At 68.4% G+C, this 25,738-nt stretch carries 21 protein-coding genes and 2 tRNA genes; 7 read left to right on the top strand and 16 right to left on the bottom strand.

Annotated features, from left to right (window positions below; all coding sequences use genetic code 11):
* Positions 1-87: 87 nt before the first annotated feature.
* From AB0O44_RS04755 to AB0O44_RS04695, 13 genes are all read right to left on the bottom strand, one after another.
* A complete protein-coding gene (locus AB0O44_RS04755; protein ID WP_290257489.1) occupies positions 88-864 on the bottom strand; it encodes a fumarylacetoacetate hydrolase family protein in 777 nt (258 codons plus the stop codon).
* Between the two features lie 10 nt (positions 865-874).
* Positions 875-1,660, bottom strand: coding sequence for an MBL fold metallo-hydrolase (locus AB0O44_RS04750; RefSeq protein WP_364134908.1), 786 nt, complete (start codon positions 1,658-1,660; stop codon positions 875-877).
* Positions 1,661-1,707: 47 nt separating this feature from the next.
* Positions 1,708-2,820 carry a branched-chain amino acid aminotransferase gene (locus AB0O44_RS04745; protein ID WP_364134905.1) on the bottom strand — a complete coding sequence of 371 codons (1,113 nt, stop codon included), beginning with the start codon at positions 2,818-2,820 and terminating at the stop codon, positions 1,708-1,710.
* A gap of 96 nt (positions 2,821-2,916) precedes the next feature.
* Complete coding sequence (locus AB0O44_RS04740; RefSeq protein WP_364134902.1) at positions 2,917-3,969, bottom strand: 3-isopropylmalate dehydrogenase; 1,053 nt, start codon at positions 3,967-3,969, stop codon at positions 2,917-2,919.
* 103 nt (positions 3,970-4,072) lie between these two features.
* Positions 4,073-5,632 (bottom strand): methionine--tRNA ligase, encoded by a 1,560-nt coding sequence (gene metG / locus AB0O44_RS04735; RefSeq protein WP_364134899.1) that lies wholly within the window; start codon positions 5,630-5,632, stop codon positions 4,073-4,075.
* A gap of 9 nt (positions 5,633-5,641) precedes the next feature.
* A complete protein-coding gene (locus tag AB0O44_RS04730; RefSeq protein WP_290257870.1) occupies positions 5,642-6,370 on the bottom strand; it encodes an ATP-binding cassette domain-containing protein in 729 nt (242 codons plus the stop codon).
* A gap of 38 nt (positions 6,371-6,408) precedes the next feature.
* Positions 6,409-9,198 carry an FtsX-like permease family protein gene (locus AB0O44_RS04725; RefSeq protein WP_364134896.1) on the bottom strand — a complete coding sequence of 930 codons (2,790 nt, stop codon included), beginning with the start codon at positions 9,196-9,198 and terminating at the stop codon, positions 6,409-6,411.
* 215 nt (positions 9,199-9,413) lie between these two features.
* The gene (gene serA, locus AB0O44_RS04720; protein ID WP_364134893.1) at positions 9,414-11,009 is read right to left on the bottom strand and encodes a phosphoglycerate dehydrogenase; all 1,596 of its coding nucleotides are present in this window, start codon (positions 11,007-11,009) and stop codon (positions 9,414-9,416) included.
* A 138-nt stretch (positions 11,010-11,147) separates the two neighbouring features.
* Positions 11,148-12,173 (bottom strand): ketol-acid reductoisomerase, encoded by a 1,026-nt coding sequence (gene ilvC / locus AB0O44_RS04715; RefSeq protein WP_364134890.1) that lies wholly within the window; start codon positions 12,171-12,173, stop codon positions 11,148-11,150.
* A 79-nt stretch (positions 12,174-12,252) separates the two neighbouring features.
* Entirely contained in the window at positions 12,253-12,765 is a 513-nt protein-coding gene (ilvN, locus tag AB0O44_RS04710) for an acetolactate synthase small subunit (protein ID WP_290257479.1), read from the bottom strand.
* 2 nt (positions 12,766-12,767) lie between these two features.
* A complete protein-coding gene (locus AB0O44_RS04705) occupies positions 12,768-14,669 on the bottom strand; it encodes an acetolactate synthase large subunit (protein WP_364134887.1) in 1,902 nt (633 codons plus the stop codon).
* 412 nt (positions 14,670-15,081) lie between these two features.
* Positions 15,082-16,803: a dihydroxy-acid dehydratase gene (ilvD, locus tag AB0O44_RS04700; RefSeq protein ID WP_364134884.1), complete on the bottom strand. Its 1,722-nt coding sequence runs from the start codon at positions 16,801-16,803 to the stop codon at positions 15,082-15,084.
* A gap of 99 nt (positions 16,804-16,902) precedes the next feature.
* A complete protein-coding gene (locus tag AB0O44_RS04695) occupies positions 16,903-17,871 on the bottom strand; it encodes a LysR family transcriptional regulator (RefSeq protein ID WP_364134882.1) in 969 nt (322 codons plus the stop codon).
* Positions 17,872-17,976: 105 nt separating this feature from the next.
* Here AB0O44_RS04695 and AB0O44_RS04690 point away from each other — a divergent pair, with 105 nt between their 5' ends.
* Complete coding sequence (locus tag AB0O44_RS04690; protein ID WP_364134880.1) at positions 17,977-18,810, top strand: hypothetical protein; 834 nt, start codon at positions 17,977-17,979, stop codon at positions 18,808-18,810.
* Between the two features lie 259 nt (positions 18,811-19,069).
* A tRNA-Lys gene (locus AB0O44_RS04685) sits at positions 19,070-19,145 on the top strand.
* Positions 19,146-19,270: 125 nt separating this feature from the next.
* Here AB0O44_RS04685 and AB0O44_RS04680 read toward each other — a convergent pair.
* The 3 genes from AB0O44_RS04680 to AB0O44_RS04670 form a co-directional block, all read right to left on the bottom strand.
* On the bottom strand, positions 19,271-19,840 hold the full coding sequence (locus AB0O44_RS04680; protein WP_364134878.1) for a hypothetical protein: 570 nt from the start codon (positions 19,838-19,840) through the stop codon (positions 19,271-19,273).
* A gap of 18 nt (positions 19,841-19,858) precedes the next feature.
* Complete coding sequence (locus tag AB0O44_RS04675) at positions 19,859-19,993, bottom strand: hypothetical protein (RefSeq protein WP_364134875.1); 135 nt, start codon at positions 19,991-19,993, stop codon at positions 19,859-19,861.
* Positions 19,994-20,106: 113 nt separating this feature from the next.
* The gene (locus AB0O44_RS04670) at positions 20,107-20,601 is read right to left on the bottom strand and encodes a MarR family transcriptional regulator (RefSeq protein ID WP_290257470.1); all 495 of its coding nucleotides are present in this window, start codon (positions 20,599-20,601) and stop codon (positions 20,107-20,109) included.
* Between the two features lie 109 nt (positions 20,602-20,710).
* On the opposite strand from AB0O44_RS04670, the gene bcp reads away from it, so the two are divergent.
* The 5 genes from bcp (at position 20,711) to AB0O44_RS04645 (ending at position 25,708) form a co-directional block, all read left to right on the top strand.
* Positions 20,711-21,184: a thioredoxin-dependent thiol peroxidase gene (gene bcp, locus AB0O44_RS04665; protein ID WP_290257469.1), complete on the top strand. Its 474-nt coding sequence runs from the start codon at positions 20,711-20,713 to the stop codon at positions 21,182-21,184.
* Between the two features lie 56 nt (positions 21,185-21,240).
* A tRNA-Leu gene (locus AB0O44_RS04660) sits at positions 21,241-21,322 on the top strand.
* A 198-nt stretch (positions 21,323-21,520) separates the two neighbouring features.
* Complete coding sequence (locus AB0O44_RS04655) at positions 21,521-22,216, top strand: fasciclin domain-containing protein (protein ID WP_364134872.1); 696 nt, start codon at positions 21,521-21,523, stop codon at positions 22,214-22,216.
* Positions 22,217-22,480: 264 nt separating this feature from the next.
* Positions 22,481-24,127, top strand: a complete 1,647-nt coding sequence (locus AB0O44_RS04650; RefSeq protein WP_364134869.1) for an ABC transporter substrate-binding protein — start codon at positions 22,481-22,483, stop codon at positions 24,125-24,127.
* 78 nt (positions 24,128-24,205) lie between these two features.
* Complete coding sequence (locus tag AB0O44_RS04645; RefSeq protein ID WP_364134866.1) at positions 24,206-25,708, top strand: malate:quinone oxidoreductase; 1,503 nt, start codon at positions 24,206-24,208, stop codon at positions 25,706-25,708.
* The last annotated feature ends 30 nt before the right edge of the window (positions 25,709-25,738 follow it).

Genomic DNA, 25,738 nt, shown 5'->3' with positions numbered 1-25,738 from the left:
CCGCGTGCCCGGTACCCGTTCCCGCTGTGAAAACGGACAGCCGCACCGTGGCTCCACGGTGCGGCTGTCCGAAATCGGCGCGGTTTCCTACCGGCGGACGATCGGGTTGGAGAGGCGTCCGATGCCCTCGATCTCCACCTCGTAGCGGTCCCCGGCCTGGACGAGGCCGACGCCGGCCGGGGTGCCGGTCATGATGACGTCGCCGGGCAGCAGGGTGAAGGCGTGCGAGACGATCGAGACCAGCTCGCGGACACCGCGGATCATCTGGTTGGTGTTGCCGTCCTGGCGCAGTTCGCCGTTCAGGCGGCCCTGGATCTGCAGGTCCTCGGTGTCCAGTTCGGTTTCGATCCAGGGGCCCAGCGGGGCGGAGGTGTCGAAGCCCTTGGCACGGGCCCACTGCAGGTCGGTCTTCTGGACGTCCCGGGCGGTGAGGTCGTTGCCGCAGGTGTAGCCGAAGACGACGTCGTCCACACGCTCCTCGGGGACGTCCTTGCAGATCCGGCCGATCACGACGCACAGTTCGGCCTCGAAGGAGATCTCCTCGGAGAACTCGGGCAGGACCACGGGGTCGTTCGGGCCCACCACGGAGGTGTTGGGCTTGAGGAACAGCAGCGGCTGGGCGGGCACCTCGTTGCCGAGTTCGTGGGCGTGCTCCACGAAGTTGCGGCCGACGCCGACGACCTTGCTGCGCGGGATGATCGGCGCGAGCAGGCGGACGTCCTCCAGCTGGTGCTTCACGGAGGTCCGTTCGACGCCGTTGAAGAAGGGGTCGCCGTGGATGACAGTGATGACCTCACTGCCGGGCTCGCCTTCGACGATGCCGTAAAGGGGATCAGAATCAACTACAAACCGGGCGATACGCATGCGCCCTAGCCTACCGTCCGCGCAGGTAGTCCAGCTGCGCGGCGACGGACAGTTCGGCGGCGGGCCGGACGGAGGGGTCGACGGCGGCGTAGACCGCGTCGGCCACCTCCACGACGCCGGCGTCCCCGCCGAGTTCGGCCAGGGCGGACCGGATCTGGGAGAGCCGGTCCTGGCGGTGGTCGCGGTAGGCCCGGACGATCGTGTCCAGCGCGGGGAGGATGGGCCCGTGGGCCGGCAGGACCGTCGCCGGGCCGATCCGCTCCAGCCGGTCGAGCGAGTCGAGATAGTCCCCCAGCCGCCCGTCGGGGTAGTCCAGCACCGTGGTCCCGACGCCAAGGACGGTGTCGCCGGTGAGGACAGAACCGTGCTCGCCGTCGCCGGGGAGATGGAAGCAGACGGAGTCGGAGGTGTGGCCCGGCGTCGCCAGCACCCGGATCTCGACGCCGGCGGCGTGCAGCACCTCACCGTCGGCCAGCGGTTCGGCGCCGTGGCAGTGCGCGGGGTCGGCGGCCCGCACGGGGGCACCGGTCAGCTCCGCGAACCGGGCGGCCGCGGCCGTGTGGTCGGCGTGGCGGTGGGTGATCAGGATCAGTTCCACCGTCCCGGCCCGGCCGAGCGCGGCCAGGTGCTCCTCATCCAGCGGGCCCGGGTCCACCACCACGACGGCGGAGGCCCCCGGGGCCGAGAGCACGTACGAGTTGGTCCCGTGCAGGCTCATCGGCCCCGGGTTGGGCGCCAGATGGAAGGCGGTCAGGTCGGTACTCCGGACCGGGGCCCGGACGTCGTCATGGATCACAGTCCCATCTTCCCACCGCGCCCGCCCGGAGGGCAGGGCCGGAGTGCTTACGCCAGGCGGGTCAGCCAGCCGTGGGTGTCCTCGACCGTGCCGGTCTGAATGCCGAGCAGCTGTTCGCGGATGGCCATAGTGGTCTCGCCGGCCTTGGCGTCCTCGGAGCCGATGAACTCGGTGGCGTCCTTGAGCACGCCGATCGGGGTGATCACGGCGGCGGTGCCGCAAGCGAAGACCTCGGCGATCTCACCGGAGGCCACGCCGTCGCGCCACTCGTCCAGGGTGATCTTCCGTTCGGTGACCTCACGGCCCATGTCGCGGCCCACCTGGATCACCGAGGAGCGGGTGACGCCCTCGAGGATGGTGCCGGAGAGCGCCGGGGTGACCAGGGAGCCGTCCTTCATCACGAAGAAGACGTTCATGCCGCCGAGCTCCTCGACGGCGTTGTCGTTGAACTGGTCCAGGAAGAGCACCTGCTTGCAGCCGTTGGCCTCGGCCTCCTGCTGGGCGATCAGCGACGCGGCGTAGTTGCCGCCGCACTTGGCGGCACCGGTGCCGCCGCGGCCGGCGCGGGCGTATTCGCGGGAGATCCAGATGGAAACCGGCTTGAGCTCGCCGCCGAAGTAGTTGCCGGCCGGGGAGGCGATCACGCGGAAGGAGACCTCGCGGGCCGCCCGGACGCCCAGGAACGCCTCGGTGGCGATCATGAACGGCCGCAGGTACAGGGCCTCGCCGTCGCCGGAGGGAACCCAGTCACGGTCGACGGAGACCAGTTCGCGGATGGCGGCGAGGAAGTATTCCTCGGGCAGTTCCGGCAGTGCGAGCCGGCGGGCGGACTTGTTCAGCCGGGCGGCGTTGGCCTCGGGCCGGAACGTCCAGACGGAGCCGTCCGCGTGGCGGTAGGCCTTCAGGCCCTCGAAGATTTCCTGGCCGTAGTGCAGGACCGCGGCGGAGGGGTCCAGCATGATCGGACCGTAGGGTTCGATCCGGGCGTCGTGCCAGCCGCCTTTGCCCTCGGCGTCGACGCTATAGTCGACGATCGCGGTGTGGTCGGTGAAGTAGTCGCCGAATCCCGGGTTCGCCAGGATGGCTGCGCGCTCTTCCGCGGACTTCGGGGTCGCCGAGAGCCGCTGCGCGAATTCGACGCCATGGGCAGTCTGGGTCATGGTTCCTCCATGGTCGGCTGCCTGGCGGTGTGAACGTGGTTCATCCTCGGACCACGGCAGCAAATTGGTGAGTCGAAACTAGCTTACGCCCGGGCGTCAGAGGGCGGCCGCGATGGCGTCGCCGATCGCCGCCGTGCTGCGGAAGCTCCCGTCGCGGGCCTCGACGTCGGCGGTCACGGCCGCCTCGATCCGCCGCGCTGCCGCGCCGTAACCGAGGTGGTCCAGCAGCAGGGCGGCGGAGAGGATCGCGGCGCTCGGGTCGGCCTTCTGCTGGCCGGCGATGTCCGGGGCGGAGCCGTGGACGGGTTCGAACATCGACGGCGCGGTGCGGTCCATGTTGATGTTGCCGGACGCGGCCAGGCCGATGCCGCCGGTGATGGCCGCGGCGAGGTCGGTGAGGATGTCGCCGAAGAGGTTGTCGGTGACGATCACGTCGAAGCGGGCAGGGTCCGTGACCATGAAGATGGTGGCGGCGTCCACGTGCAGGTAATCGTGGCTGACCTCGGGGAACTCCTGGGCGACGGCCTCCACGGTGCGCTTCCAGAGGTGGCCGGCGTAGACCAGCACGTTGTGCTTGTGCACCAGGGTCAGCTTCTTGCGCGGGCGCTCGTTGGCGCGGCGGAAGGCGTCCCGTACCACGCGCTCGACGCCGTGGGCGGTGTTCAGCGAGACCTCGGTGGCGACCTCATGCGGGGTGCCGCTGCGCAGGGTGCCGCCGTTGCCGACGTACGGACCCTCGGTGCCCTCGCGGACCACGATGAAGTCAACCTCGCCGGGGTTGGCCAGCGGGCTGCCGACGCCGGCGTACAGCTTGGAGGGGCGCAGGTTCACGTAGTGGTCCAGGCTGAAGCGGAGCTTGAGCAGCAGTTCGCGCTCGATGATGCCGGACGGGATCCGGGTGTCCCCGGGAGCGGCGCCGACGGCGCCGAAGAGGATGGCGTCGCGGCCGCGCAGGTCCGCCAGGGTCTCTTCGGGCAGGGTCTCCCCCGTGGCCAGCCAGTGCGCGGCACCGAGGTCGTAGTGGGTCTGCTGCAGCACGATGCCCTCGGCCGAGGCGGCCTTCTCGAGCACCTTGAGGGCTTCGGCTACGACCTCGGGGCCGATGCCGTCGCCGGGGATAACGGCCAGGTCGATCGTGGATTCGCTCATACCTTCAGGGTAGTGACGGCATCCGCATGCTGGGCAATCCGTCTCAAAATACGAACACCCCCGGCGGCGTGCCGGGGGTGTTCGCGGAGTTCGGGCCCGTGGCTCAGGCCTCCGCGGGCTCCTCGTACTTCGGGAAGACCGGAGCCGGCGCGGGCAGGGCGGTACCGGCCTCGATCGGCGTGGCCAGCGCGGCGAAGCTGCGGGCCTCCCCCTCGGGCTGGCCCAGGCTGTCCAGGATGGCGCCGGCCCCCGTCGGCATCACCGGCTGCGCCAGGATGGCGACGTTGCGCAGCACCTCGAGGGTGACGTAGAGGACCGTGTTCATCCGTTCGACGTCGGTCTTCCGCAGCACCCACGGAGCCTGCTCGGCGAAGTAGGCGTTGGTGTCGCCCAGGACATTCCAGATGGCCTCCAGCGCGCGGCTGAATTCCTGCTTCTCGAACGCGGCCCGGGCGGTCGCCAGCAGGGCCCCGGCCTGCCCCAGCAGGGCGGAGTCCTCGGCGCTGAAGGCGGCCGGGACGGGGACCTTGCCCTCGCAGTTCTTGGCGACCATGGACAGGGACCGCTGGGCCAGGTTGCCGAAATTGTTGGCCAGGTCCGCGTTCATCCGGCCCACGATCGCCTCGTGGTTGTAGTTCCCGTCCGCCCCGAAGGGGACTTCCCGCAGGAAGAAGTACCGGACCTGGTCCAGGCCGTACTGAGCGACGAAGTCCGCCGGCGCCACCACGTTGCCGAGCGACTTGGACATCTTGACGCCGTTGTTGTGCAGGAAGCCGTGAATCATGATGCGCTTGGGCAGCTCCAACCCGGCGGACATCAGGAAGGCTGGCCAGTAGATGGCGTGGAACCGGGAGATGTCCTTGCCGATCACGTGCACGTCGGCCGGCCAGTACTTCTTAAAGGATTCGGAGTCGAGGTCCGGGTAGCCGACGCCGGTGAGGTAGTTGGTGAGCGCGTCCACCCACACGTACATGACGTGCCCGTCGCTGCCCGGGACGGGGACGCCCCAGTCGAAGGTGGTCCGGCTGATGGAGAGGTCCTCCAGGCCGCGCTTGACGAAGCTGATGACCTCGTTGAACCGGGACTGCGGCGCCCCGAACTCGGGGTGTGCCTCGTACAGGGCCAGCAGCTTGTCCTGGTAGGCCGAGAGCCGGAAGAAGTAGCTCTCCTCGGCGGTCCAGGTGACCGGCGTGTCCGTCTCCCGCGAGTAGCGGAGGCCGTCATCCTTGACCACGGTCTCGTCTTCGCCGTAGTAGGCCTCGTCGCGGACCGAATACCAGCCCTCATAGTTGGACAGGTAAATGTCCCCGTTCGCTTCCATCTTCTTCCAGATGGCCTGCGACGCGGCGTAGTGGTCGGCGTCCGTGGTCCGGATGAAGCGGTCGTAGGAAATGCCGAGGGCCGCATGGGCGGCCTGGTAGATCTCCGCGTTCCGGTCGACCAGTTCCTTGGGCGAAATGCCTTCCTTCTCGGCAGCCTGGGCGATCTTCATCCCGTGCTCGTCGGTCCCGGTAAGGAAGAAGACGTCGTAGCCGTCCAGCCGCTTGAACCGTGCCATCGCATCGGTGGCGATGTATTCGTAGGCGTGGCCGATGTGCGGCACGCCGTTCGGGTAGGTGATGGCGGTGGTGATGTAGAACGGGGGCTTTTCGGAAGGCGTCACGGGTTAAACCTAAATCAGTTCGGTGAGGGTATCGCTCTGGCGGACAAGTTCGTGGTCATGTGAAGCGACCAGCACGGCGATGCCGTCCGAGGTGGTGTCCTTGAGGATGCTGATGATGCGGTTGGCCGAGGCCCGGTCCAGGCTGGCGGTCGGTTCGTCCACCACGAGCACGCGCGTGCCCAGGATCAGCGCACGGGCAATCGCCACGCGCTGGCGTTCACCGCCGGAGAGCTGGGCGGGGCGGTGGCGCATGCGCCGGCCCAGGCCCACCAGGTCCAGGAGGTCCTTGGCCATGTCGCGGCGCTGTTCGACCTCTCCGTCGGGGACGGCCGGCAGCAGGACGTTTTCCAGCGCGCTCATGCCGTCGATCAGGGCGCCGCCCTGGTCCACGTAGCCGATCAGCGCGCGGCGGCGGTCGGCGATCTCGTCGTCGCCCATGGTCTCCAGCGAGTCGCCTTCCCAGAAGACCCGGCCCGACGTCGGCAGGGTCAGGCCCGCGCCGACGGTGAGGATGCTGGTCTTGCCGGAGCCGGAGCGGCCGGCGACGCAGTGCATCTCGCCGGCGTGCAGGGTCATGTTGAAGTCGTCCACGACGTTGACCGCTTCGGCGCCGTTCTTGCCGCCGCCGTAGTGGATGGTGATGTTGCTCAGCTCCAGCGGCGTGGCGTGGTCCGTCGGCCGCACGATCGTGTTGGCGCGGGTCTTCTGCGCCGCCGCACGGCGGGTGCTGGTGGTCATCCGGTCGTGTGCTTCCCGGTCAAGGTTCAGCTCGTTGGTCATTGGACTACTTTCGTTGCAATCGGGATCCAGCAGAGGACCGCGACCAGGCCGGCGACGGCGGCCCAGAGTGCGGCGTAGGGGGCGAGGATGAGGCCCACGCCCAGGGCACCGAGGACGCCCAGGGGCAGGGCGATGGTTCCCACCATGGCATTTTCGAAGAAGCGGACCTGGCCCAGCATGTCCGGGTTCCAGCCCATCGCCTGCAGCGTGCCCAGGTACTGGCGCTTGGCGGCGAGCTCGAACCGGCCGGTGACCATGGTCAGCAGCAGGCCCACGGCAACCCCGGAGATGCCCAGGATGATGCTGGGCAGGGCGATGCTGGCGGCGGCCACGCCGCTGAGGGCGCTGGCGCCGGCGGCGCGCGGGATGTCGATCAGCAGGGCGGCGAGGCCGCCCACCGCGGCGCCGAAGACGCCGACGGCGATCGCCAGGGAGCCGGTGTTGAACTTGTTAGTGCTCAGCTGCCGGCTGGCGAAGGTCAGCGGGGAGTCGACCGGGATGAGCCGCTCGTCATGCTGGGGTTCCTGGTCGATCACCTCGCGGTGGCGCAGCTGCTGGGCGGCGAAGAAGGCCGCGGCGCAGTAGAGCACCAGGACCGAGGCGGAGACGATCGCGGTGGCGGGGTTCCAGCTGACCAGGCTCAGGATGATCCCGGCGGCGGCCAGCGCCGCGGCGCCGACTCCGAACTCGGCCAGCACCCAGGTGCGGATCCGGCGCTGGGTCCAGCCCATGGCGCGCAGGGTTCCGGCCTCGCGGCGGCGCTTGCGGACGTAGCTGACGGTGGAGGCGCCGGTCAGCAGGGCGGCCCCGCAGAGGGTCAGGAACAGCAGGGTGAGGTTGGTGCCCGAGAGCGAGCCGGTCACGGCGTCGGCCGCGTTCTGCCGCACCCACGACTGGGTGACGGTGCCCAGCGGGGATTCCTTGCCGGCGTCGTCCTTGGAGTAACCGGGCACGAAGATACTGGCGTCCTCGCGGGCGGAGCCTGCCACCACGGTGGCCTCCAGGCCCATGTCCCGGATCTGGTTGGCGAGCTTCTCGACCTCGGGCTGCGCCTGCTTCCAGGTGCCGTCGACCTGGGCGCGGACCCGCACGGCGTCGATGACGGAGGCGTTCTTATCGTAGCCGCGGGCGGCGGCCAGGCCGTAGTAGTCGGTGATGGCGCCGGCGGACTGGCTCACCAGGCCCGTGGCGCTGAGCGAGGGCTTCAGGGCGGTGGGGGTGGTGTCCTTGCCGGAGCCGTCCTTGGTCAGGGTCATCGGCGTCGGGTCGTAGCCGCCCAGCGGGAGGCGGTTGACGTCGCCGGCGGCCTCCTGGACCTTGGCCGGATCAAAGGTGCCGTAGACCATGGGCAGCGGCGTCGCCGGCTTCTTGCCCGTCTGCAGGTTCTCCCGGTAGGAGCGCTCGTCCACCGGGGTGCGCTGGGTCTGGTCGACGGCGGCACCGTTGGCGCCCTTCTCGGGGAGCCGGTTCACGGTGACCCATTCACCGGGGACGGCGGACTTTTCGACGGCGCCGTTGCCGGCGGTCTGGCCGTCCTTGTACTTGGGCGCGGTGGCGAAGTCGGTGCTCCAGATGGCGGGGTTGTAGAGGCCCTGGCCGAAGCCGCCGGTGTCCCCCATCAGCGAGCTGAGGTCCTTGGAGCCGGGCCAGGCCAGGTCGAACGGGGCCTTCGAGACGAACGGCAGGTAGTCCTTGTCCAGCGACCGGGTCACGGTGCCGACGTCCTTGGTGACGTTGCCGGCGTTGTCGATTTCCTCGATCTTGACCGAGTACTTCAGGTCCAGGGAGGTGCCGGAGCGGACGATCAGCGGGATGGCCTGCGAGTCGGCGGTGAGCTGGCCGGCGTTCTTGGCCTGCTGGTACTGGGTCATCAGGGGCGCCCAGTACTTGAGCTTCACGCCCAGGAAGTCGGGGCCTTCCTTGAGCTGGTCCATGGTGATGCCGCTGGTGAAGAGGCTCTCGAAGTGGCGGCCGATCGCGCCGGCGTCGCGGGCGTCGGCGGGCGGGGCCTTCTCCAGGGGTGCCAGGAAGTCGCCGGCACCACCCAGCAGGGCGCGTTCGGCGACGGGGTCGACGGCGACAACGGACTCGGTGACCTGCGGCGCCAGGGGCAGCGCCACGGAGAGGTTGAAGAGGGTGTGTTCGGAGCCGCCGGCCGGGGCCGGGAACTTGATGCCGGTCTCCCCCGCCGGGCCCGCGATCCGGACGTTCTTGCCGCCGGCGACCTGTTCCTCGACCAGTTTGCCCTTGCCGAGGGTGCCCTCGGCGGTGGTCTTGAACAGCGTCTGTTCGCTGGAGCCGTTGGAGCTGACGGCGCTGGCGGTCAGGCGGTACTTCTTGGGGGTGTCGCTCAAGACGGACTGCGCGGCGGGCCACTTGGAGGGGTCCGTGGCGGTGGGGTCACCGGCGGTGCCGGCGAGGCCGGCGTTGTAGCCCAGGTAGTCGGTGGCGTCGAGGCGGGGTGCCTCCAGGTTCTGCGAGACGCGCGAGACCAGGCTGATCGGCGCGGCGACGGAGGTGCCGGAGAGCTTCCGGATGGCGTCGAGCTGGTCGAAGCCGATGCCGCCCTGGCCGGTGGCGATGTCCGGCTGCATCAGCGCTCCGGACGAGCTGGGCTTGGCCTGGACCAGGATGTCGTAGAGGCCGCGCGAGTTCTGGTCGACGGTGCGGTTGAGCGCCGCCTGGGACTGTCCCTGCACGAGGACGGACAGGCACATGGCGACGATCAAAATGGACGCGGTCAGCAAAAGCACTCTGCTTCTGATGAACCTTTGGACGGCGTTCATTGGGCTCCTGAAAGCTGGATTGCGTGCACACGCCGCTGTTCGTGTCCGCGGGTTCTCGGCGCGGATGAGAAGGCTTCCCCTGCCGGGCGTGCAAAAGTAAAGGCCGGTCTGCCGGCCACATCCTGGAATCGGACGTAGCTATTGTACGCAGACCGGCCGGTGGTTCCCGGACGCCTGCGGCGGACGCGCCGCCGCAGGCAAACCGGTAAGGGTGCTTAGTCCTCGAGGTCCACTTCGCGCACCATCTCGGCGCCGATGCCGGCCTTGATGGCGTCGAGGACCTGCTGGGGCACGGAGCTGTCGATGGTCAGCAGGGCGAGCACCTGGCCGCCCTCGGCCTGCCGGGCCACCTGCATGCCGGCGATGTTGATGTTGTTCATGCCGAGGATGTGGCCGATGGTGCCGATCACGCCGGGGCGGTCCGAGTAGGCGACCACCACGAGGTGCTCGCTGATCGGGATTTCGACCTCGAAGCCGTTGATGCCGACCAGCTTCTCGATCTGCTTGGGTCCGGTCAGGGTGCCGGCCACGGAGATCTGGCTGCCGTCGCTGAGCGCCCCGCGCAGGGTCAGGACGTTGCGGTAGGACTCGGTGTCCGGGGTGGTGATCAACCGGACGTTGATGCCGCGCTGCTCGGCGATCACCGGGGCGTTGACGTAGGAGACCTGCTCGGTGACGACGTCGGCGAAGATGCCCTTGAGCGCGGCGAGTTCGAGGACCTTGACGTCCAGTTCGGAGATCTCGCCGGCGACCTCCACGTCGAACTGGGTCAGCGACGCGTGGGTCATGGCGGTGAAGATCCGGCCGAGCTTCTCGATCAGCGGGATGCCGGGGCGCACGTCGGGGGCGATCACGCCGCCGGCGACGTTCACGGCATCCGGGACCAGCTCGCCGGCCAGGGCCTGGCGGACGGACTTGGCCACCGAGACGCCGGCCTTCTCCTGGGCCTCGTCGGTGGAGGCGCCCAGGTGCGGGGTGACCACCACGTTGTCGAGCTTGAAGAACGGCAGGTCGGTGCTTGGCTCCTTGACGAATACGTCGACGCCGGCGCCGGCGATCTCGCCGGACTCCAGCGCGGTGTAAAGGGCTTCCTCGTCCACCAGGCCGCCGCGGGCGACGTTGACGACGTACGCGGTGGGCTTCATCTTCCGGAACGCGTCGGCGCCGAGCATGCCGACGGTCTCCGGGGTCTTGGGCATGTGGATGGTGATGAAGTCGGACTGGGCCAGCAGCTCGTCCAGGGTCACCAGCTGCACGCCGAGCTGGGCGGCCCGGGCGGAGGTGATGTAGGGGTCGTAGGCGAGGATCTTGGTGTCGAAGCCCTTCAGCCGGGCCGCGACCAGGGCGCCGATGCGGCCGAGGCCTATGATGCCGATCTTCTTCTCGAACAGTTCGGTACCTGTGTACTTGGAGCGCTTCCACTCGCCGTTCTTGAGCGCCGCGGAGGCCTGCGGGATGTGGCGGGCCAGGCTCAGGATGTGGCCGACGGTCAGTTCCGCGGCGGAGACGATGTTTGACGTCGGGGCGTTGACCACCATGACGCCGGCCTGGGTGGCGGCCTTAATGTCCACGTTGTCGAGTCCGACGCCGGCGCGGGCGATGACCTTGAGGTTCTTTGCCGCGGCGATGGCCTCGGCGTCGACCTGGGTGGCCGAGCGGATCAGGATCGCGTCCACGTCGGCGATCGCCGAGAGCAGCTGGGAACGGTCGGCGCCGTCGGTCTGGCGGATCTCGAAGTCCGGGCCGAGGGCCTCGACTGTGGCGGGCGAAAGTTCCTCGGCGAGGAGTACGACAGGTTTGGTGCTTGTCACCGGTGACCTCTTTAGCTCTCTTGTATTCAGGTGGGGATTTTGGTGAATCGATGGTGCGGGTAAACAGATGGTGCAGGTAAACACAGGGAAAGCCGGACCCCCGTTGCGGGTGTCCGGCTCCCCCTGCCGGTCAGTTCCCTAGCGGGCGACTGATCCTTCGGTGTAGTCGTCTTCGTTCTTGATCCAGGAGAAGAGCTTGCGCAGTTCCCGGCCGGTGGCCTCGATCGGGTGGTCCTCACCCTTCTTGCGAAGTTCCTTGAACTCCGGTGCGCCGGCGTCCTGGTCATCGATGAACCGCTTGGCGAAGGTGCCGTCCTGGATGTCCTTGAGGACGGCCTTCATGTTCTCCTTCACCTCGGGAGTGATGACCCGCGGGCCGGAGACGTAGTCGCCGTACTCGGCGGTGTCGGAGACGCTCCAGCGCTGCTTGGCGATGCCGCCCTCGACCATCAGGTCGACGATCAGCTTGAGCTCGTGCAGCACCTCGAAGTAGGCGACCTCGGGCTTGTAGCCGGCCTCGGTCAGGGTCTCGAAGCCGTACATGATCAGCTGCGAGGCGCCGCCGCAGAGGACCGCCTGCTCGCCGAAGAGGTCGGTTTCGGTCTCTTCGGTGAAGGTGGTCTCGATGACGCCTGCGCGGGTGCCGCCGATGGCCTTGGCGTAGGACAGGGCCAGTTCCTTGGCCTTGCCGGACGGGTTCTGCTCGACGGCGATCAGGTCCGGCACGCCGCGGCCGGCCTCGAATTCGCGGCGGACGATGTGGCCCGGGCCCTTCGGGGCGACCAGGGCGACGTCGACATCGGCCGGCGGCTGGATGTAGCCGTAGCGGATGTTGAAGCCGTGGCCAAAGAACAGGGCGTCACCGGCCTGCAGGTTCGGGGCGATGTCCTCGGCGTAGACGTGGCGCTGGACCTGGTCCGGGGTAAGGACCATGATCAGGTCGGCCTCTGCGACGGCGTCGGCGACGTTGAGGACGCGCAGGCCCTCCGCCTCGGCCTTGGCGCGGGACTTCGAACCTTCCTTGAGTCCGACGCGGACGTCAACACCGGAATCGCGCAGGCTGAGGGCGTGGGCGTGGCCCTGGGATCCGTAACCGATCACGGCGACGGTGCGGCCCTGGATGATCGACAGGTCGGCGTCGTCGTCGTAAAACATTTCAGTCACTGGGGTGTCTCCTTATTAATGGATTCGTGGGGTGTTGTCTGTGAATTCGTGTGGCGCTGTGCTGCAGGTGCGGCGCGGCCTACGCGGAGCGCAGGGCCCGGTCGCTCATCGAGCGGGACCCGCGGCCGACGGCCAGGGTGCCGGACTGCACGATTTCGCGGATGCCAAAGGGCTCCAGCACCGAGAGCAATGCCGTGAGCTTGTCGGGGTGGCCGGTGGCCTCGATGACGACCGACTCTGTGGAGACGTCGACCACCGATGCGCGGAAGAGGTCGGCTGCCTGGGTTACCTGCAGCCGGGTTGCGGCGTCCGCCCGTACCTTGACCAGGATGTGGTCGCGCTGTACGGAAGATTCTGGGGTGAGCTCGACGATCTTGATCACGTTGACCAGCTTATTCAGCTGCTTGGTGACCTGTTCGATCAGCTCGCCGTCGGCGTCGACGACGACGGTCATCCGGGAGATGCCGGCGACCTCGGTCGGGCCGACGGCCAGGGAGTTGATGTTGAAGGCGCGCCGGGCGAAGAGGCTGGCCACGCGGGTCAGCACGCCGGGCTTGTCCTCGACCAGGACGGAGAGTGTGTGGCGGGTCATGGTCAGTCCTCTTCTTCCCAGTCCGGGGTCATGTTCCGGGCAACCTGGATCTGGTCGTTGCTCACTCCGGCGGGCACCATCGGCCAGACCATGGAGTTGGGGCTGACGACGAAGTCGATCACCACGGGACGGTCGTTGATTTCCAGGGCCTTCTGGATGGTCGCGTCGATGTCCTCGTCGCGTTCGCAGCGCAGGGCCGCGCAGCCGTAGGCGTCGGCGAGCTTGACGAAGTCCGGGATGCGGACGGTGTCGTGGCCGGTGTTGAGATCCGTGTTGGAGTAACGGCCCTCGTAGAACAGGGTCTGCCACTGGCGGACCATGCCCAGGGAGGAGTTGTTGATGACGGCGACCTTGATGGGGATGTTGTTGATCGCGCAGGTGGCCAGTTCCTGGTTGGTCATCTGGAAGCAGCCGTCGCCGTCGATCGCCCAGACCACGCGGTCCGGGTTGCCCACCTTGGCGCCCATCGCCGCGGGCACGGCGTAGCCCATGGTGCCGGCGCCGCCGGAGTTCAGCCAGGCGTGCGGGCGCTCGTACTTGATGAACTGCGAGGCCCACATCTGGTGCTGGCCCACGCCGGCCACGTAGACGCCTTCGGGGCCGGTCAGGGCACCGATCCGCTCGATGACCCGCTGCGGAGCGGTCAGGCCGTCCTCGGGTTCGGTCCAGCCGAGCGGGTAGGTCTCCTTGAGGTTGTTCAGGAAGGCCCACCAGTTGGCCAGGTCCGGGGTGCCGGAGGCCTCGAACTGCAGACGCAGGGCTTCGCTCAGTTCGGGGATGATCTCCTTGACCGAACCTACGATCGGCACGTCCGCGGTGCGGTTCTTGGAGATTTCAGCGGGGTCGATGTCCGCGTGGATCACCTTCGCGTTGGGAGCGAACGAGGAGAGGATGCCGGTGACCCGGTCATCGAACCGGGCGCCGAGGGTGATCAGCAGGTCCGACTGCTGCAGGGCGGTAACGGCCGAGACCGTGCCGTGCATGCCGGGCATGCCGACGTGCTGCGGGTGGGAGTCGGGGAAAACGCCGCGGGCCATCAGGGTGGTGACCACGGGGGCGCCGGAGAGCTCGGCCAATTCCCGCAGCTCCGCGGAGGCGTGGGCCTTGACCACACCGCCGCCGACGTACAGGACCGGCTTCTTGGCGGCCGCGATCAGGCGCGCCGCCTCCCGGACCTGCTTACTGTGGCCGCGGAGCACCGGGCGGTAGCCGGGCAGGTCGATCTTCGGCGGCCAGGAGAAGGTCATCTCGGACTGCTGGGCGTCCTTGGCCACGTCCACCAGGACCGGGCCGGGGCGGCCGGTCGAGGCGAGGTGGAACGCCTCCGCCATCACGTGCGGGATGTCGTTGGCGTCGGTGACCAGGAACGAGTGCTTGGTGATCGGCATGGTGATGCCGACAATGTCGGCTTCCTGGAAGGCATCGGTGCCGATGACTCCGCTGGAGACCTGGCCGGTGATGGCCACCATCGGCACGGAGTCCATGTGGGCATCCATGATGGCGGTAACGAGGTTGGTGGCACCGGGGCCGGAGGTGGCGATGCAGACGCCCACCCGTCCGGTAACCATGGCATAGCCTTGCGCGGCGTGGCCGGCTCCCTGTTCGTGACGGACCAGGACGTGATTCATCCTGGAGGCCATCAAGGGGTCATAGGTGGGCAGGATCGCGCCACCGGGCAAACCGAAAATGTCCTCGACGCCGAGTTCTTCGAGTGCGCGGACGATTGCTTGCGAGCCGGTCATCACCGTCGGGGGTACGACGTTGTTCGGCCCAAGGACGGGAGAGGCAGCAGCATGCTCGACGACGGCGGTGTCGGCCGGTCGTTCGACGCGTTCCGGAGCTTTGTGCGCTCCAGCGGACTTCGTAGCCATCAGCGAGGGGCTGATCGGCGATCCTTTGCTCATCGGACTCTTCCTTAGGTGGATCTTCGGGTGGATCTACAGTGATCGTGTGGTGCTGGCGGTACGGGTGGAGCGGAAATAAAAAAACCCCTCAGCCTGCCGGCTCTTCGAGGGGTTTGCGCGTGACGGTTCGTTACCAGTGGAGGCTATGAGGCCACGCGCTTGGTAAGGACGACGGATACACCTGCAGCAATGCCGGCGGTAACGATTGCGGTCATGCGTTCAGTTTTCCCTCTGAGCGAGACGGGTGTCAACGAGGCCGCCGCCTGTCTCACTATTTGGACACCATTGTCCACCTGCTGAACGTGCTACTCCCCCTCCGCGACCCGATCGCGATAGGCGGAAGGGCTTAATAAGGGGGATTCCGAGGGCCCCTGGGGTTCCGGCGCCCAGCGCCGGAACCCCAAGGTAGGAATCACCCGCAGTAGGCGCCGGTGGAGGCGCTGTGGACGAGCTTGGCGTACTTGGCGAGCACGCCCTTGGTGTAGCGGGCCGGGAGCGGCTGCCAGCCTTCCTTGCGGGCTTCCAGCTCGGCGGGGTCGACCAGCAGGTCGAAGGAGCGGGCGGCGATGTCGACGCGGATCCGGTCGCCGTCCTTGACGAAGGCGATCGGGCCGCCGTCGACCGCTTCGGGCGCCACGTGGCCGATACAGAGGCCGGTGGTGCCGCCGGAGAAGCGTCCGTCGGTCAGCAGCAGGACGTCCTTGCCGAGGCCGGCGCCCTTGATGGCGCCGGTGATGGCGAGCATCTCGCGCATGCCCGGGCCGCCCTTGGGGCCCTCGTAGCGGATGACGACGACGTCGCCGGCCTTGATCTCACCCTTGTCCAGCGCGTCCAGGGCGCCCTGCTCGCGTTCGAAGACGCGGGCGGTGCCCTCGAAGACGTCGGCGTCGAAGCCGGCGCTCTTGACGACGGCGCCTTCCGGGGCCATCGAGCCGTGCAGGATGGTGATGCCGCCGGTCTTGTGGATCGGGTTGTCCAGGGCGCGGAGGATCTTGCCGTCGACGTCCGGCGGGTTGATAGCGTCCAGGTTCTCCGCGACGGTCTTGCCGGTCACGGTGAGGCAGTCCCCGTGCAGGAGGCCGGCGTCGAGCAGCGCCTTCATGATCACGGGCACGCCGCCGATCCTGTCGACGTCGGTCATGACGTAGCGGCCGAAGGGCTTGAGGTCGCCCAGGTGGGGGATCTTGTCGCCGATGCGGTTGAAGTCGTCCAGGGTCAGCTCGACCTCGGCCTCGCGGGCGATCGCGAGCAGGTGCAGGACCGCGTTGGTGGAACCGCCGAAGGCCATGGTGACGGCGATGGCGTTCTCGAAGGCCTTCTTGGTCATGATGTCGCGGGCCGTGATGCCGAGGCGGAGCAGGTTCACCACGGCCTCGCCGGACTTGCGCGCGAAGTCGTCGCGGCGGCGGTCGGCCGAGGGCGGGGCGGCGGAACCGGGGAGGGACATGCCCAGGGCCTCGCCGATGCAGGCCATGGTGTTGGCGGTGTACATGCCGCCGCAGGCACCTTCGCCCGGGCAGATGGCCTTTTCGATGCGCGTCAGGTCCTCCATGCTCATCTTGCCGGCGGCGCAGGCGCCCACGGCTTCGAAGGCATCGATGAGGGTGACTTCCTTTTCCGAGCCGTCCTCGAGCTTGACCCAGCCGGGCATGATCGAGCCGGCGTAGAGGAAGACGCTGGCGAGGTCCAGGCGGGCCGCCGCCATCAGCATGCCGGGGAGGGACTTGTCGCAACCGGCCAGCAGTACGGAGCCGTCGATCCGCTCGGCCTGCATGACGGTCTCGACGGAGTCGGCGATGACTTCGCGGGAGACCAGGGAGAAGTGCATGCCCTCGTGGCCCATGGAGATGCCGTCCGAGACGGAAATGGTGCCAAACTGCATCGGGAAGCCGCCGCCGGCGTGGACGCCTTCCTTGGCGCCCTGGGCCAGCCGGTTCAGGGAGAGGTTGCAGGGGGTGATTTCGTTCCACGAGCTGGCGACGCCCACCTGCGGCTTGGCGAAGTCGTCGTCGCCCATGCCGACGGCGCGGAACATGCCGCGGGCGGGGGCTGCGTGGATGCCATCGGTGACGACGCGGCTGCGGGGCTTGATGTCCGGGGTGGCAACTGCTGCTGCTTCGGTGTCCTGGCTCATGGCTCAAAGTCTATGGGTCCGGCGAGGATGCCAACGAGCCGCCCGGCCGGATTAAGCGGCAATTCCGGAATATTTCCGCCCACACAGCGGACTCGCGTCCTAGACTACGGAAGCCGCCGCGTGGCCCGCGGGTTTTCCGTGATCTCCGCCACGCAGTTCCGGCGCCAACGCCACCGCCCGCGCCTCGGCCTGCAACAGGGCGATCACTTCCTGGATGGTGGTGCGTGCCGCGGCCTCGGGGCGGGCCAGCACCACGATGCTGCGGCTCGCCTTCACGCCCCGGAGGGGGCGCAGCACGAAGCCGCGGCCCTGGTTCTTCAGGGCCGTGTAGCGCGGCAGCAGGCTGAGCCCGTGCCCGGCACTGACCAGGGCCTCGAGGACGCGCAAATCCGGGTAGAGCTGGGCCCGCAGCGCCGGGGAGTCTGCCTGCATCTCGATCTGGCGCAGCACGGTATCGAAGGGGAAGCCGTCCGGCACGCCCATCCACGGGCAGCCGATGACGTCCTGGGCACTGAGGCTGGCCTTGGCCGCGAGCGGATGCCCCGCGGGAACCGCAACGTCCAGCGGCTCGTCGAGGAGCGGGACCACCTCCAGGCCCTGCCGGGCGAAGACCTCGGGGCCGTCCACGCTGTGCGCGAGGACGACGTCGTAGTCGGCGGCCAGGGCGGCGAAGCCGGCGACGCCGGGGTCCTCGAAATGGGCCTCGAAGCGCAGCCCGTCGATCTCGCGGACCCGATGCAGCAGGCCGGGCAGGAACATTTCCGCGGCGCTGGGGAAGAACGCCGCGCTCACCCGTGTCTGCCAGCCGCGGCGGTAGGTGTCGATGGTGGCCTCGGCCCGGGCCATGGCGGTAGACACTTCGGCCGCGGCGCCGGCCATCGCCAGGCCGGCCTCGGTCAGGCGGACGCCCCGCCCGGACTTCTCGACCAGCACCACCCCGAGTTCCTCCTGCAGCGTTTTCAGCTGCTGGGAGACGGCAGACGGGGTGACCTGCATGGCCTCCGCGGTGGCCCCGACGGTGCCGCGGTCCGCCAGTTCGCGGAGGATCCGCAGCCTCTTGAAGTCCATGAGCCGAGGCTACACGGGCCGTCCGGGCGTTGCTGGACACCCGCGAGGGCCGGACGTAACGTCAAGCACACGGCAACCCTGCCGCCCGACCCGAAGGATCCGGCCATGGATTGGATTATCTGGCTCATTGTCATCGTGCTGATCGTCGCGGTGGTGTGGACGCTCCTGAACCGCAACAGCCGACGGACCGGCGGCACCCAGGCTTCCGGCACCCAGGCTTCCGGCACCCAGGCCTCCGGAACACCGGCCACCGGCAGCACACCGCGGTCCGCCGAGCGGGAGCCCGTTGCTCCGGCAGCCGCGGCGCCTGTCCCCGTACCCGCACCGGCCCCCGAGCCTGCGCCGGCCGCCGAGCCCGCACCGTCCGCCGCACCGGCCGCCGCACCGGCCGCCGCCTCGGAACCCACCGCCGCACCTGAGCCCGCTACCCAGACAGCCCCTGCTGAGGCTACCCCCGCGGAAGCCCAGGCCGCGCCGGTGCACCACCCGGAGTACACCGGACCGCACGCGCCCACTCTCCCGGGGGCGGAGTCCGCGGCGGCCGAGGCCGCAGAGGCTGAGACCTTGCAGGCGGCGGCATCCTCCGCCGCGGTCGAGGGCTCGGCCAGCCACTCCGCTCCCCCGGCCCAGGAGCAGGTGCACGAATCGGCGACCGAACCCGCTCACGAACCGGCGCCTGCTCCCAGCCACGAGCCGATGCCGGAACCGGAGCCCGCCGGTCACCTCGCCGCCGAGCAGCCCTACGGCGTCGGCTCGGCCGCACCTGCGGCCGACGGCAGCGGCCCTGCCGACTTCACCGTCAAGGGTGACGCGGAAACCATGACGTACTACGAGGAGACCAGCCAGGGCTACGAGGAGACCCGGGCCGGGGTGTGGTTTGAGTCGGCCGCGCACGCCGAGGCCGCCGGGTTCCGCCCGCCCCGCCGCGTCAGGCTCTGACCCTCCCGCAGTGTGGCTCACTTCACACTCCGTAATGCGGGCCCGCCGCCCCTCCCGGCATCCTTTCAAGGGCGGGCAGGCGGGCCCCGGAGGCCCGAAAATCCGCGGAATTGCGGGGTTGCCGCCCGTCCTCCCGGCCGCCCGGACCACCTTCTTGCCCCCGATTTCGCACTCCGGCAAATCTCGTGTAGAGTTTCATGTCGTTGCGGAGAACACCGCGGGAAATAAACAGCCCGGGGGGGGAACGAAAACAACAGCTGCACCTCTAGCTCAACTGGCAGAGCAATTGACTCTTAATCAATGGGTTCCGGGTTCGAGTCCCGGGGGGTGCACCACAGAAGAAGCCGCTCCAACACCGATGAAAGTCGGAGTTGGAGCGGCTTTTTTGTGTCTGCGCGGGTTTCGGGCGGCAAGGTGGATTACCCAAAGGCAGGGAGCCGCTGCGGCGAGGGGGTTCCGGTCAGCGCAGCCGGAGGCGGCGGGCGCGAAGTCCCAGGGCTGCTGATGCCGAGACCAGGACGCCGCCGCCGGCCAGCAGAGCGGCCCCAAGCCCCATGGTGCCCCGCTCCCCCGGTTCCGGCGCGTCCGTGGCGCCTCCGGCCGTCGGATCGGCCGCCGGGAGGGTAGGGGCGGCGGGCTGCGGCGGAACGGAAGCGGAGGGCGCCCGGGACGGGGACGCGGGGCCCGAGGGTGTGGTCGGCGCCGTGGTTGTCGCCGGCGCATTGGAGGCGGCCGGGGCGGGCCGGTCCGCCGGGGAAACCGGTGCCGGGGCCACCGGAGCGGGAACGGCCGGGGCGGGTGCCGGTGCAACGGGGGCAGCGGTGGGGGCAGGCGCCGGGCTGGAGGTGGCCGTGGGTCGCGGACTGGACGGCGCCGTCGGCTGGCAGGGACCGAGGGGCAGGACGATCACTGGCGCGCAGGTTTCGGCCCCCGCCGGGGCCGCAGAGATCGTGAGGGCCAGGACCGTGGCGGCCAGCGTCGCGGCAACTGCCCGCGGAGAGGGGCGGCGCACACAGCGGTGATCGGTCATGGGAGCTCCGGCGCGGACTCAGCCGCGGACGCGAATCGCCGGGTGGAAAAGCAGGGGCAGGGCCAACTGGACGGGGTCTGCGCCCACGGGCTCGTCGAGCAGCTCGTTGATCGAGGTCTGCCCTTCCAGCTCCGGCGGGTGCGACGTGTCCATGGCACACAACCCTATGCGAGGTGGGCCGGCGTCTCGGGGCGTGACACGCAGTTCGCGCCTTGCTCCCGGGGCCGGACGGAACCGTCCGACGCCGGCCAGCCGGAAAGGACCGGCTAGGAGAGGGTGCCTGCGTCCGCCGACACCTTGGGTGCCGGAGCGTCGACAATGTCCTTCGCGTCCTCGGTGGAGGAGATGCGGTTTGCGAGTTCACGCACCACGGCCTGCAGCTCGTGGCGAAGGGTGTCCGGGTCGATGGACGCGGCGGCGAGCACGGAGCGTTCCATGTCCGCGGCGGCGACGACGGCCTCCCGGCCACGGTCGGTCAGCGTCACCACGTGGCTGCGGCGGTCGGAGACGCTGCGCTCACGTGAGATGTGGCCGTGCGCCTCGAGGCGGCTGAGGGTCTTGCCCATCGTCTGTGCCTGGACACGCACCAGCTGCGCCAGCTGCGCCTGGGTCATGGGGCCATGGACGGAGAGCACTTCCATCGCGATGACCCCCGCGTGGGTAAGGCCGATTGCTCCCAGCTTTTCATTCCAGGAGTGTTCAACCAGGCGTGCTGCCGTGGACAAAAGGCGGCCAGTGGGCCAGCGATCCAAATCGGGCATAGTAAGTAGTATACCGAATCCCTGATTCGTCGTCGGTTCAGGCGCTCACTAAGCTGGGGTTCCGTCCGTCACATCCGCTCCCCGGAGCGTCCCAGAACAGGAGCCCACCGTGGCAGAACGACTCGTTCCCGGCGACACCGCGCCCGATTTCAGCCTCCAGGATTCCACCGGCCGCACCGTGGGCCTCAAGGACTTCAAGGGCCGCAGCACCGTTGTCTACTTCTACCCGGCGGCCGCGACCCCGGGCTGCACCAAGCAGGCCTGCGATTTCAGGGACTCCCTCGCCTCGCTCTCCGCCGCCGGCTACGAGGTCGTCGGCATCTCCCCCGACCCCGTCGCCAAACTCGCCACGTTCGCCGAGGACGAGGGCCTGACCTTTCCGCTGCTGTCCGATCCGGACCACAAGGTCGCGGAGGCGTACGCCGCCTGGGGCGAGAAGAAAAACTACGGCAAGACCTACGACGGGCTGATCCGCTCCACCGTGGTGGTGGGACCGGACGGCAAGGTGGCCCTGGCCCAGTACAACGTCCGCGCCACGGGCCACGTGGCCAAACTGCGGCGGGACCTCAAGCTCGATCTGTAGAATGGTCCCTGGCGTCCGACGCCGGGTCCCCCGGGATCCGCCGACGACGGCGCCGCGCGCGAGTGGTGAAATTGGCAGACACGCAGGATTTAGGTTCCTGTGCCTTCGGGCGTGGGGGTTCAAGTCCCCCCTTGCGCACCTCGGAAAACCCCGGTCTCTGGCCGGGGTTTTCCTGTTTTAAAAAAATTTCTGCAATCCCACCCATCCCCCCGGCCCCATCGCCCGAATCTTCAGTGAGACACCAACCAAGGGTCGGTGCCCGCCAGTCGAACAACAGCAGCACCGGAAAAACCCTCCGTTGCACGCATTACCTCGGCACAACTAAGGAGATTCACAATGCAGACCATCAAGCGCACCACGCTCGCCGTTTCCGGCATCGCCGCCGTCGCCATGCTGAGCCTGACCGCCTGCGGCGGCTCCACCACCGGCTCCTCCAGTTCGTCGGCCCCGGCTGCGGCCCCGTCCGCGTCGAGCATGGCAGCCTCCCCCTCCATGAGCGCATCGCCGTCGATGAGCGCTTCCGCCGGCGCCATGGACCCGGCCGCCGACCTGGTCGGCTCCGGCTGCGCGGCCTACGCCGCCCAGGTCCCCAGCGGTGCGGGCTCCGTGTCCGGCATGGCCCTGGACCCGGTAGCCACCGCAGCCTCCAACAACCCGATCCTCACCACGCTGACCGCCGCCGTCTCCGGCAAGCTCAACCCCAAGGTCAACCTGGTGGACACCCTGAACGGCAGCGAGTTCACCGTCTTCGCCCCGACCGATGACGCCTTCAAGAAGATCGACGCTGCCACGATCGACAAGCTCAAGACGGACGACGCCCTGCTGAGCAAGATCCTGACCTACCACGTTGTTCCCGGCAAGATCTCCCCCGACCAGATCGTGGGCACCCACAAGACGGTTGAGGGCGGCTCGGTCACCGTGACCGGCAGCAAGGATTCCCTGATGGTCGACGGCGCCAACGTCGTCTGCGGTGGCGTCAAGACCGCCAACGCCACCGTGTACATGGTCGACTCCGTACTGATGCCGAAGTAACCACCACCAACCTCCCCTTCCGGGTCCGGCTTGACTCCCCGGACCCGACCGGAGAAAACGGAGGCCCGCACCATCGGTGCGGGCCTTCGCCGTGCCTGGGCCGTCCATCACCCCGGGCCGGGGCCGCGCCGGAGTCTGCGCGGGAGTTTGCGGCACGGCACCGTCCACTAGAATGGGGCTCACTCCGCAGCCGGCGGCCCCATCGTTTCCCGAGGTGATTCTTCAGTGCCCAGCAGGACCGCGCCCATCAGAGGACCGCGCAGGATGCGCCGCCTCATCGCAGGCCTGGGCGCGCTGCTGCTCCTGGCCCCCGTTGCGGCCTGCACCGGCGCGCCCGGGCCGGTCCCGACGTCGTCGGTCGGCGCCGGTACCGGACCCACCGAAACGTTCACCTTCGGCACCGCGTCCCGCCCGCTGGGGCTGGACCCGGCGCTGGTCTCCGACGTCGACTCCTACCGCATCACCCGGCAGATCCTCGAGGGCCTGGTGGGCGTTGACCAAAACAGCGGCAAGCCCACGCCGCTGCTGGCCACCGAGTGGAAGACCAGCGACGACGGCCGCACCTATACCTTTAAGCTCCGCGACGGCGTGACCTTCCAGGACGGCACCGCCTTCGACGGTCCCGCGGTGTGCACGAACTTCAACCGCTGGTTCAACTTCTCCGAGGCGCTGCGGAAACAGGCCCCGGGGACCTCATTCAAAGGCGTCTTCAAGGCCAACGCGGACCAGGCCTCGCTGTCCATCTACAAGGGCTGCACCCCGCTCGCGGGCGGCAACGTCGAGATCGACCTGACCCAGCCCTTCACCGGCTTCCTACAGGCGCTGACCCTGCCCGCCTTCGCCATGTCCTCGCCGAAGGCCCTCGCGGCGCAGTCCGCGGACGTGCTGAACCAGACCCGGGACGGCCAGCCGGTCTCCGCCTACGCGCTCAAGCCGGTGGGAACCGGCCCGTACGTCTTCACGTCCTGGGACAACGACACCGTCACGCTCTCCAGCAACAAGAACTACTGGGGTGACAGGGGCCAGATCGCCACGATCAACTTCGTCACCTACGACCACCCGCAGACCCGGATGCAGGCACTGCTGGACGGCAAGATCGACGCCTACGACTCCGTCACCGTGGGTAACTTCGATCAGCTGGTCAAGCGCGGCAAGCAGATCATCCAGCGCGACCCGTTCTCCGTCATGTACCTGGGCATGAACCAGGACATCCCGGCCCTGCAGGACCTCAAGGTGCGCCAGGCGATCGAGATGGCCCTGGACAAGGACACCCTGATCCGGAAGTTCTTTATCGACAACACGTCCTCGGCCTCCCAGTTCGTGCCGCCGAAGCTGAGCGGTTTCAACAACAACGCCCCGTCGCTGGGCCACGACCCGGCCAAGGCCAAGGAGCTGCTGGCCCAGTCCACGTACAAGGGCGAGGAGCTGAAGTTCTACTACCCGCTGAACGTCACCCGGCCGTACCTGCCGACGCCAGAGAAGGTCTACGCCGAGATCAGCCGCGAACTGATCGCCGTCGGACTGAATATCAAGCCCGTCCCGGTGGACTGGTCCGACGGCTACCTGCAAAAGGTCACCTCCCCCGGGGACCACGCCCTTCACCTGCTCGGCTGGAACGGTTCCTACGCGGACCCGGACAACTTCGTCGGCCCGCTCTTCGGCGAGAAGAACGGCGAGTTCGGCTACCAGGACCCGCAGGTGTTCTCGAAGATCGCCCGGGCCCGCGGCCTGCCGGACGGCAAAGACCGCACCGAGCAGTACCAGACCATCAACGCGCAGATCGCCGCGTCGGTCCCTGCCGTGCCGATCGCCTTCCCGATCTCGGCGCTGGCGCTCTCCGACCGGGTGGTGAAGTACCCGGCGTCGCCGGTGCTCAACGAAGTTTTCACGAAGGTGGTCCTCAAGTCTTGACGTGCCGGGCCAATTTCAGTTAGTGGGCCGTGCGGGGATATTCTGTGACAGCCAGAGCCGCTGCTACCGGAGACTGATGTGACTTTCATTTCCAAGACCCAACACGCCGACGTCGTCCTGATTGGCGGCGGCATCATGAGCGCCACGCTCGGTGCCTTCCTCAAGCAGCTCGAGCCGAACTGGACCATCTCGCTGTTCGAGCGGCTGGACCGCCCGGGCCTGGAAAGCTCCGATCCCTGGAACAATGCCGGTACCGGCCACGCCGCCCTCTGCGAACTGAACTACTCCCCCGCGGCCAAAGACGGCTCGGTGGATCCGTCCAAGGCGCTGCACATCAACGAGCAGTTCCAGCTCTCCCGCCAGTTCTGGTCCCACCTGGTCACCAACTCCCTGATCGGCTCCCCCAAGGGCTTCATCAACACCGTCCCGCACATGAGCTTCGTGGTGGGCGAAGAGAACACCAAGTTCCTGCGGACCCGTTACGAGGCGCTCAAGCCGAACCCGCTGTTCCGCTCCATGGAGTACTCCGAGGACCAGGCGCAGATCGCCAAGTGGGCGCCGCTGATCATCAAGGGCCGCGACCCCAAGCAGCGCGTAGCCGCGACCCGCGCCGCGGAAGGCACCGACGTCGACTTCGGCGCCCTGACGCGCGAGCTCACCGGCTACCTGGGCAACAACGGCGTGGAGATCAACTACGGCCACGACGTCACCGGCATCAGCCGCGCGGCCGACGGCGGCTGGGACCTGTCCCTGAAGCACCCACGCTCCGGTGAGCGCGGGTCCATCCACGCCAAGTTCGTCTTCGTCGGCGCCGGCGGCGGCGCCCTGCACCTGCTGCAGGCTTCCGGCATCCCGGAGAGCAAGGGCTACGGCGGTTTCCCCGTCTCCGGACAGTTCTTCCGCTGCACCGACGAGTCCCTGGCCGCCCAGCACAGCGCCAAGGTCTACGGCCAGGCCTCCGTGGGCGCCCCGCCGATGTCCGTGCCGCACCTGGACACCCGCTACGTCAACGGCAAGCGCTCCCTGCTCTTCGGCCCGTATGCCGGCTTCTCCACCAACTTCCTGAAGAACGGCTCCTACCTGGACCTGCCGCTGTCCATCCGCCCCTCCAACATCATCCCGATGCTGGCCGTGGCCAAGGACAACATGGACCTCACGGCCTACCTGGTCAAGGAAGTCGCCAAGCGCCACGGCGCCAAGGTTGAGGCCCTGCGCGAGTACTACCCCGAGGCCAAGGACGGCGACTGGGAGCTCATCACCGCCGGCCAGCGCGTGCAGATCATCAAGAAGGACCCGAAGAAGGGCGGCGTGCTGCAGTTCGGCACCGAGGTCATCGCGGGCCGCGACGGCAGCATCGGCGCCCTGCTGGGTGCCTCCCCGGGTGCTTCCACCGCCGTGCCGATCATGATCGAACTGCTGCAGAAGGCCTTCCCGAAGGACTTCAAGGGCTGGCAGGGCAAGCTCAAGGAGATGATGCCGGGCTACGGCGTCAAGCTCAACGAGAACCCGGAGCTCGCCGCGCAGCTCGAGGCCGACACGGCCAAGGTCCTGCAGCTGGAAACGGTCCCGGCCTCCCGCTGAAACTCTGCCGGGTTGCGGCACGTTTAGTCC

Origin of the sequence: Arthrobacter sp. NPDC080082 (genome assembly GCF_040686595.1) — a bacterium.
Classification (GTDB): domain Bacteria; phylum Actinomycetota; class Actinomycetes; order Actinomycetales; family Micrococcaceae; genus Arthrobacter.
The sequence above is the reverse complement of the archived record's forward strand: the minus strand, read 5'-3'. Positions and strand labels throughout refer to the sequence as shown.

Bases quoted from the DNA above. Each gene is read 5' to 3' on its own strand.
- AB0O44_RS04695 (WP_364134882.1), bottom strand. From the start codon at position 17,871: ATGGACTTCAAGAGGCTGCGGATCCTCCGCGAACTGGCGGACCGCGGC.
- AB0O44_RS04755 (WP_290257489.1), bottom strand. From the start codon at position 864: ATGCGTATCGCCCGGTTTGTAGTTGATTCTGATCCCCTTTACGGCATC.
- ilvN (WP_290257479.1), bottom strand. From the start codon at position 12,765: ATGACCCGCCACACACTCTCCGTCCTGGTCGAGGACAAGCCCGGCGTG.
- AB0O44_RS04705 (WP_364134887.1), bottom strand. From the start codon at position 14,669: ATGAGCAAAGGATCGCCGATCAGCCCCTCGCTGATGGCTACGAAGTCC.
- AB0O44_RS04655 (WP_364134872.1), top strand. From the start codon at position 21,521: ATGCAGACCATCAAGCGCACCACGCTCGCCGTTTCCGGCATCGCCGCC.
- AB0O44_RS04690 (WP_364134880.1), top strand. From the start codon at position 17,977: ATGGATTGGATTATCTGGCTCATTGTCATCGTGCTGATCGTCGCGGTG.
- AB0O44_RS04745 (WP_364134905.1), bottom strand. From the start codon at position 2,820: ATGACCCAGACTGCCCATGGCGTCGAATTCGCGCAGCGGCTCTCGGCG.
- AB0O44_RS04725 (WP_364134896.1), bottom strand. From the start codon at position 9,198: ATGAACGCCGTCCAAAGGTTCATCAGAAGCAGAGTGCTTTTGCTGACC.
- AB0O44_RS04740 (WP_364134902.1), bottom strand. From the start codon at position 3,969: ATGAGCGAATCCACGATCGACCTGGCCGTTATCCCCGGCGACGGCATC.
- AB0O44_RS04730 (WP_290257870.1), bottom strand. From the start codon at position 6,370: ATGACCACCAGCACCCGCCGTGCGGCGGCGCAGAAGACCCGCGCCAAC.
- ilvD (WP_364134884.1), bottom strand. From the start codon at position 16,803: ATGAGCCAGGACACCGAAGCAGCAGCAGTTGCCACCCCGGACATCAAG.
- AB0O44_RS04670 (WP_290257470.1), bottom strand. From the start codon at position 20,601: ATGCCCGATTTGGATCGCTGGCCCACTGGCCGCCTTTTGTCCACGGCA.
- AB0O44_RS04675 (WP_364134875.1), bottom strand. From the start codon at position 19,993: ATGGACACGTCGCACCCGCCGGAGCTGGAAGGGCAGACCTCGATCAAC.
- AB0O44_RS04650 (WP_364134869.1), top strand. From the start codon at position 22,481: ATGCGCCGCCTCATCGCAGGCCTGGGCGCGCTGCTGCTCCTGGCCCCC.
- AB0O44_RS04680 (WP_364134878.1), bottom strand. From the start codon at position 19,840: ATGACCGATCACCGCTGTGTGCGCCGCCCCTCTCCGCGGGCAGTTGCC.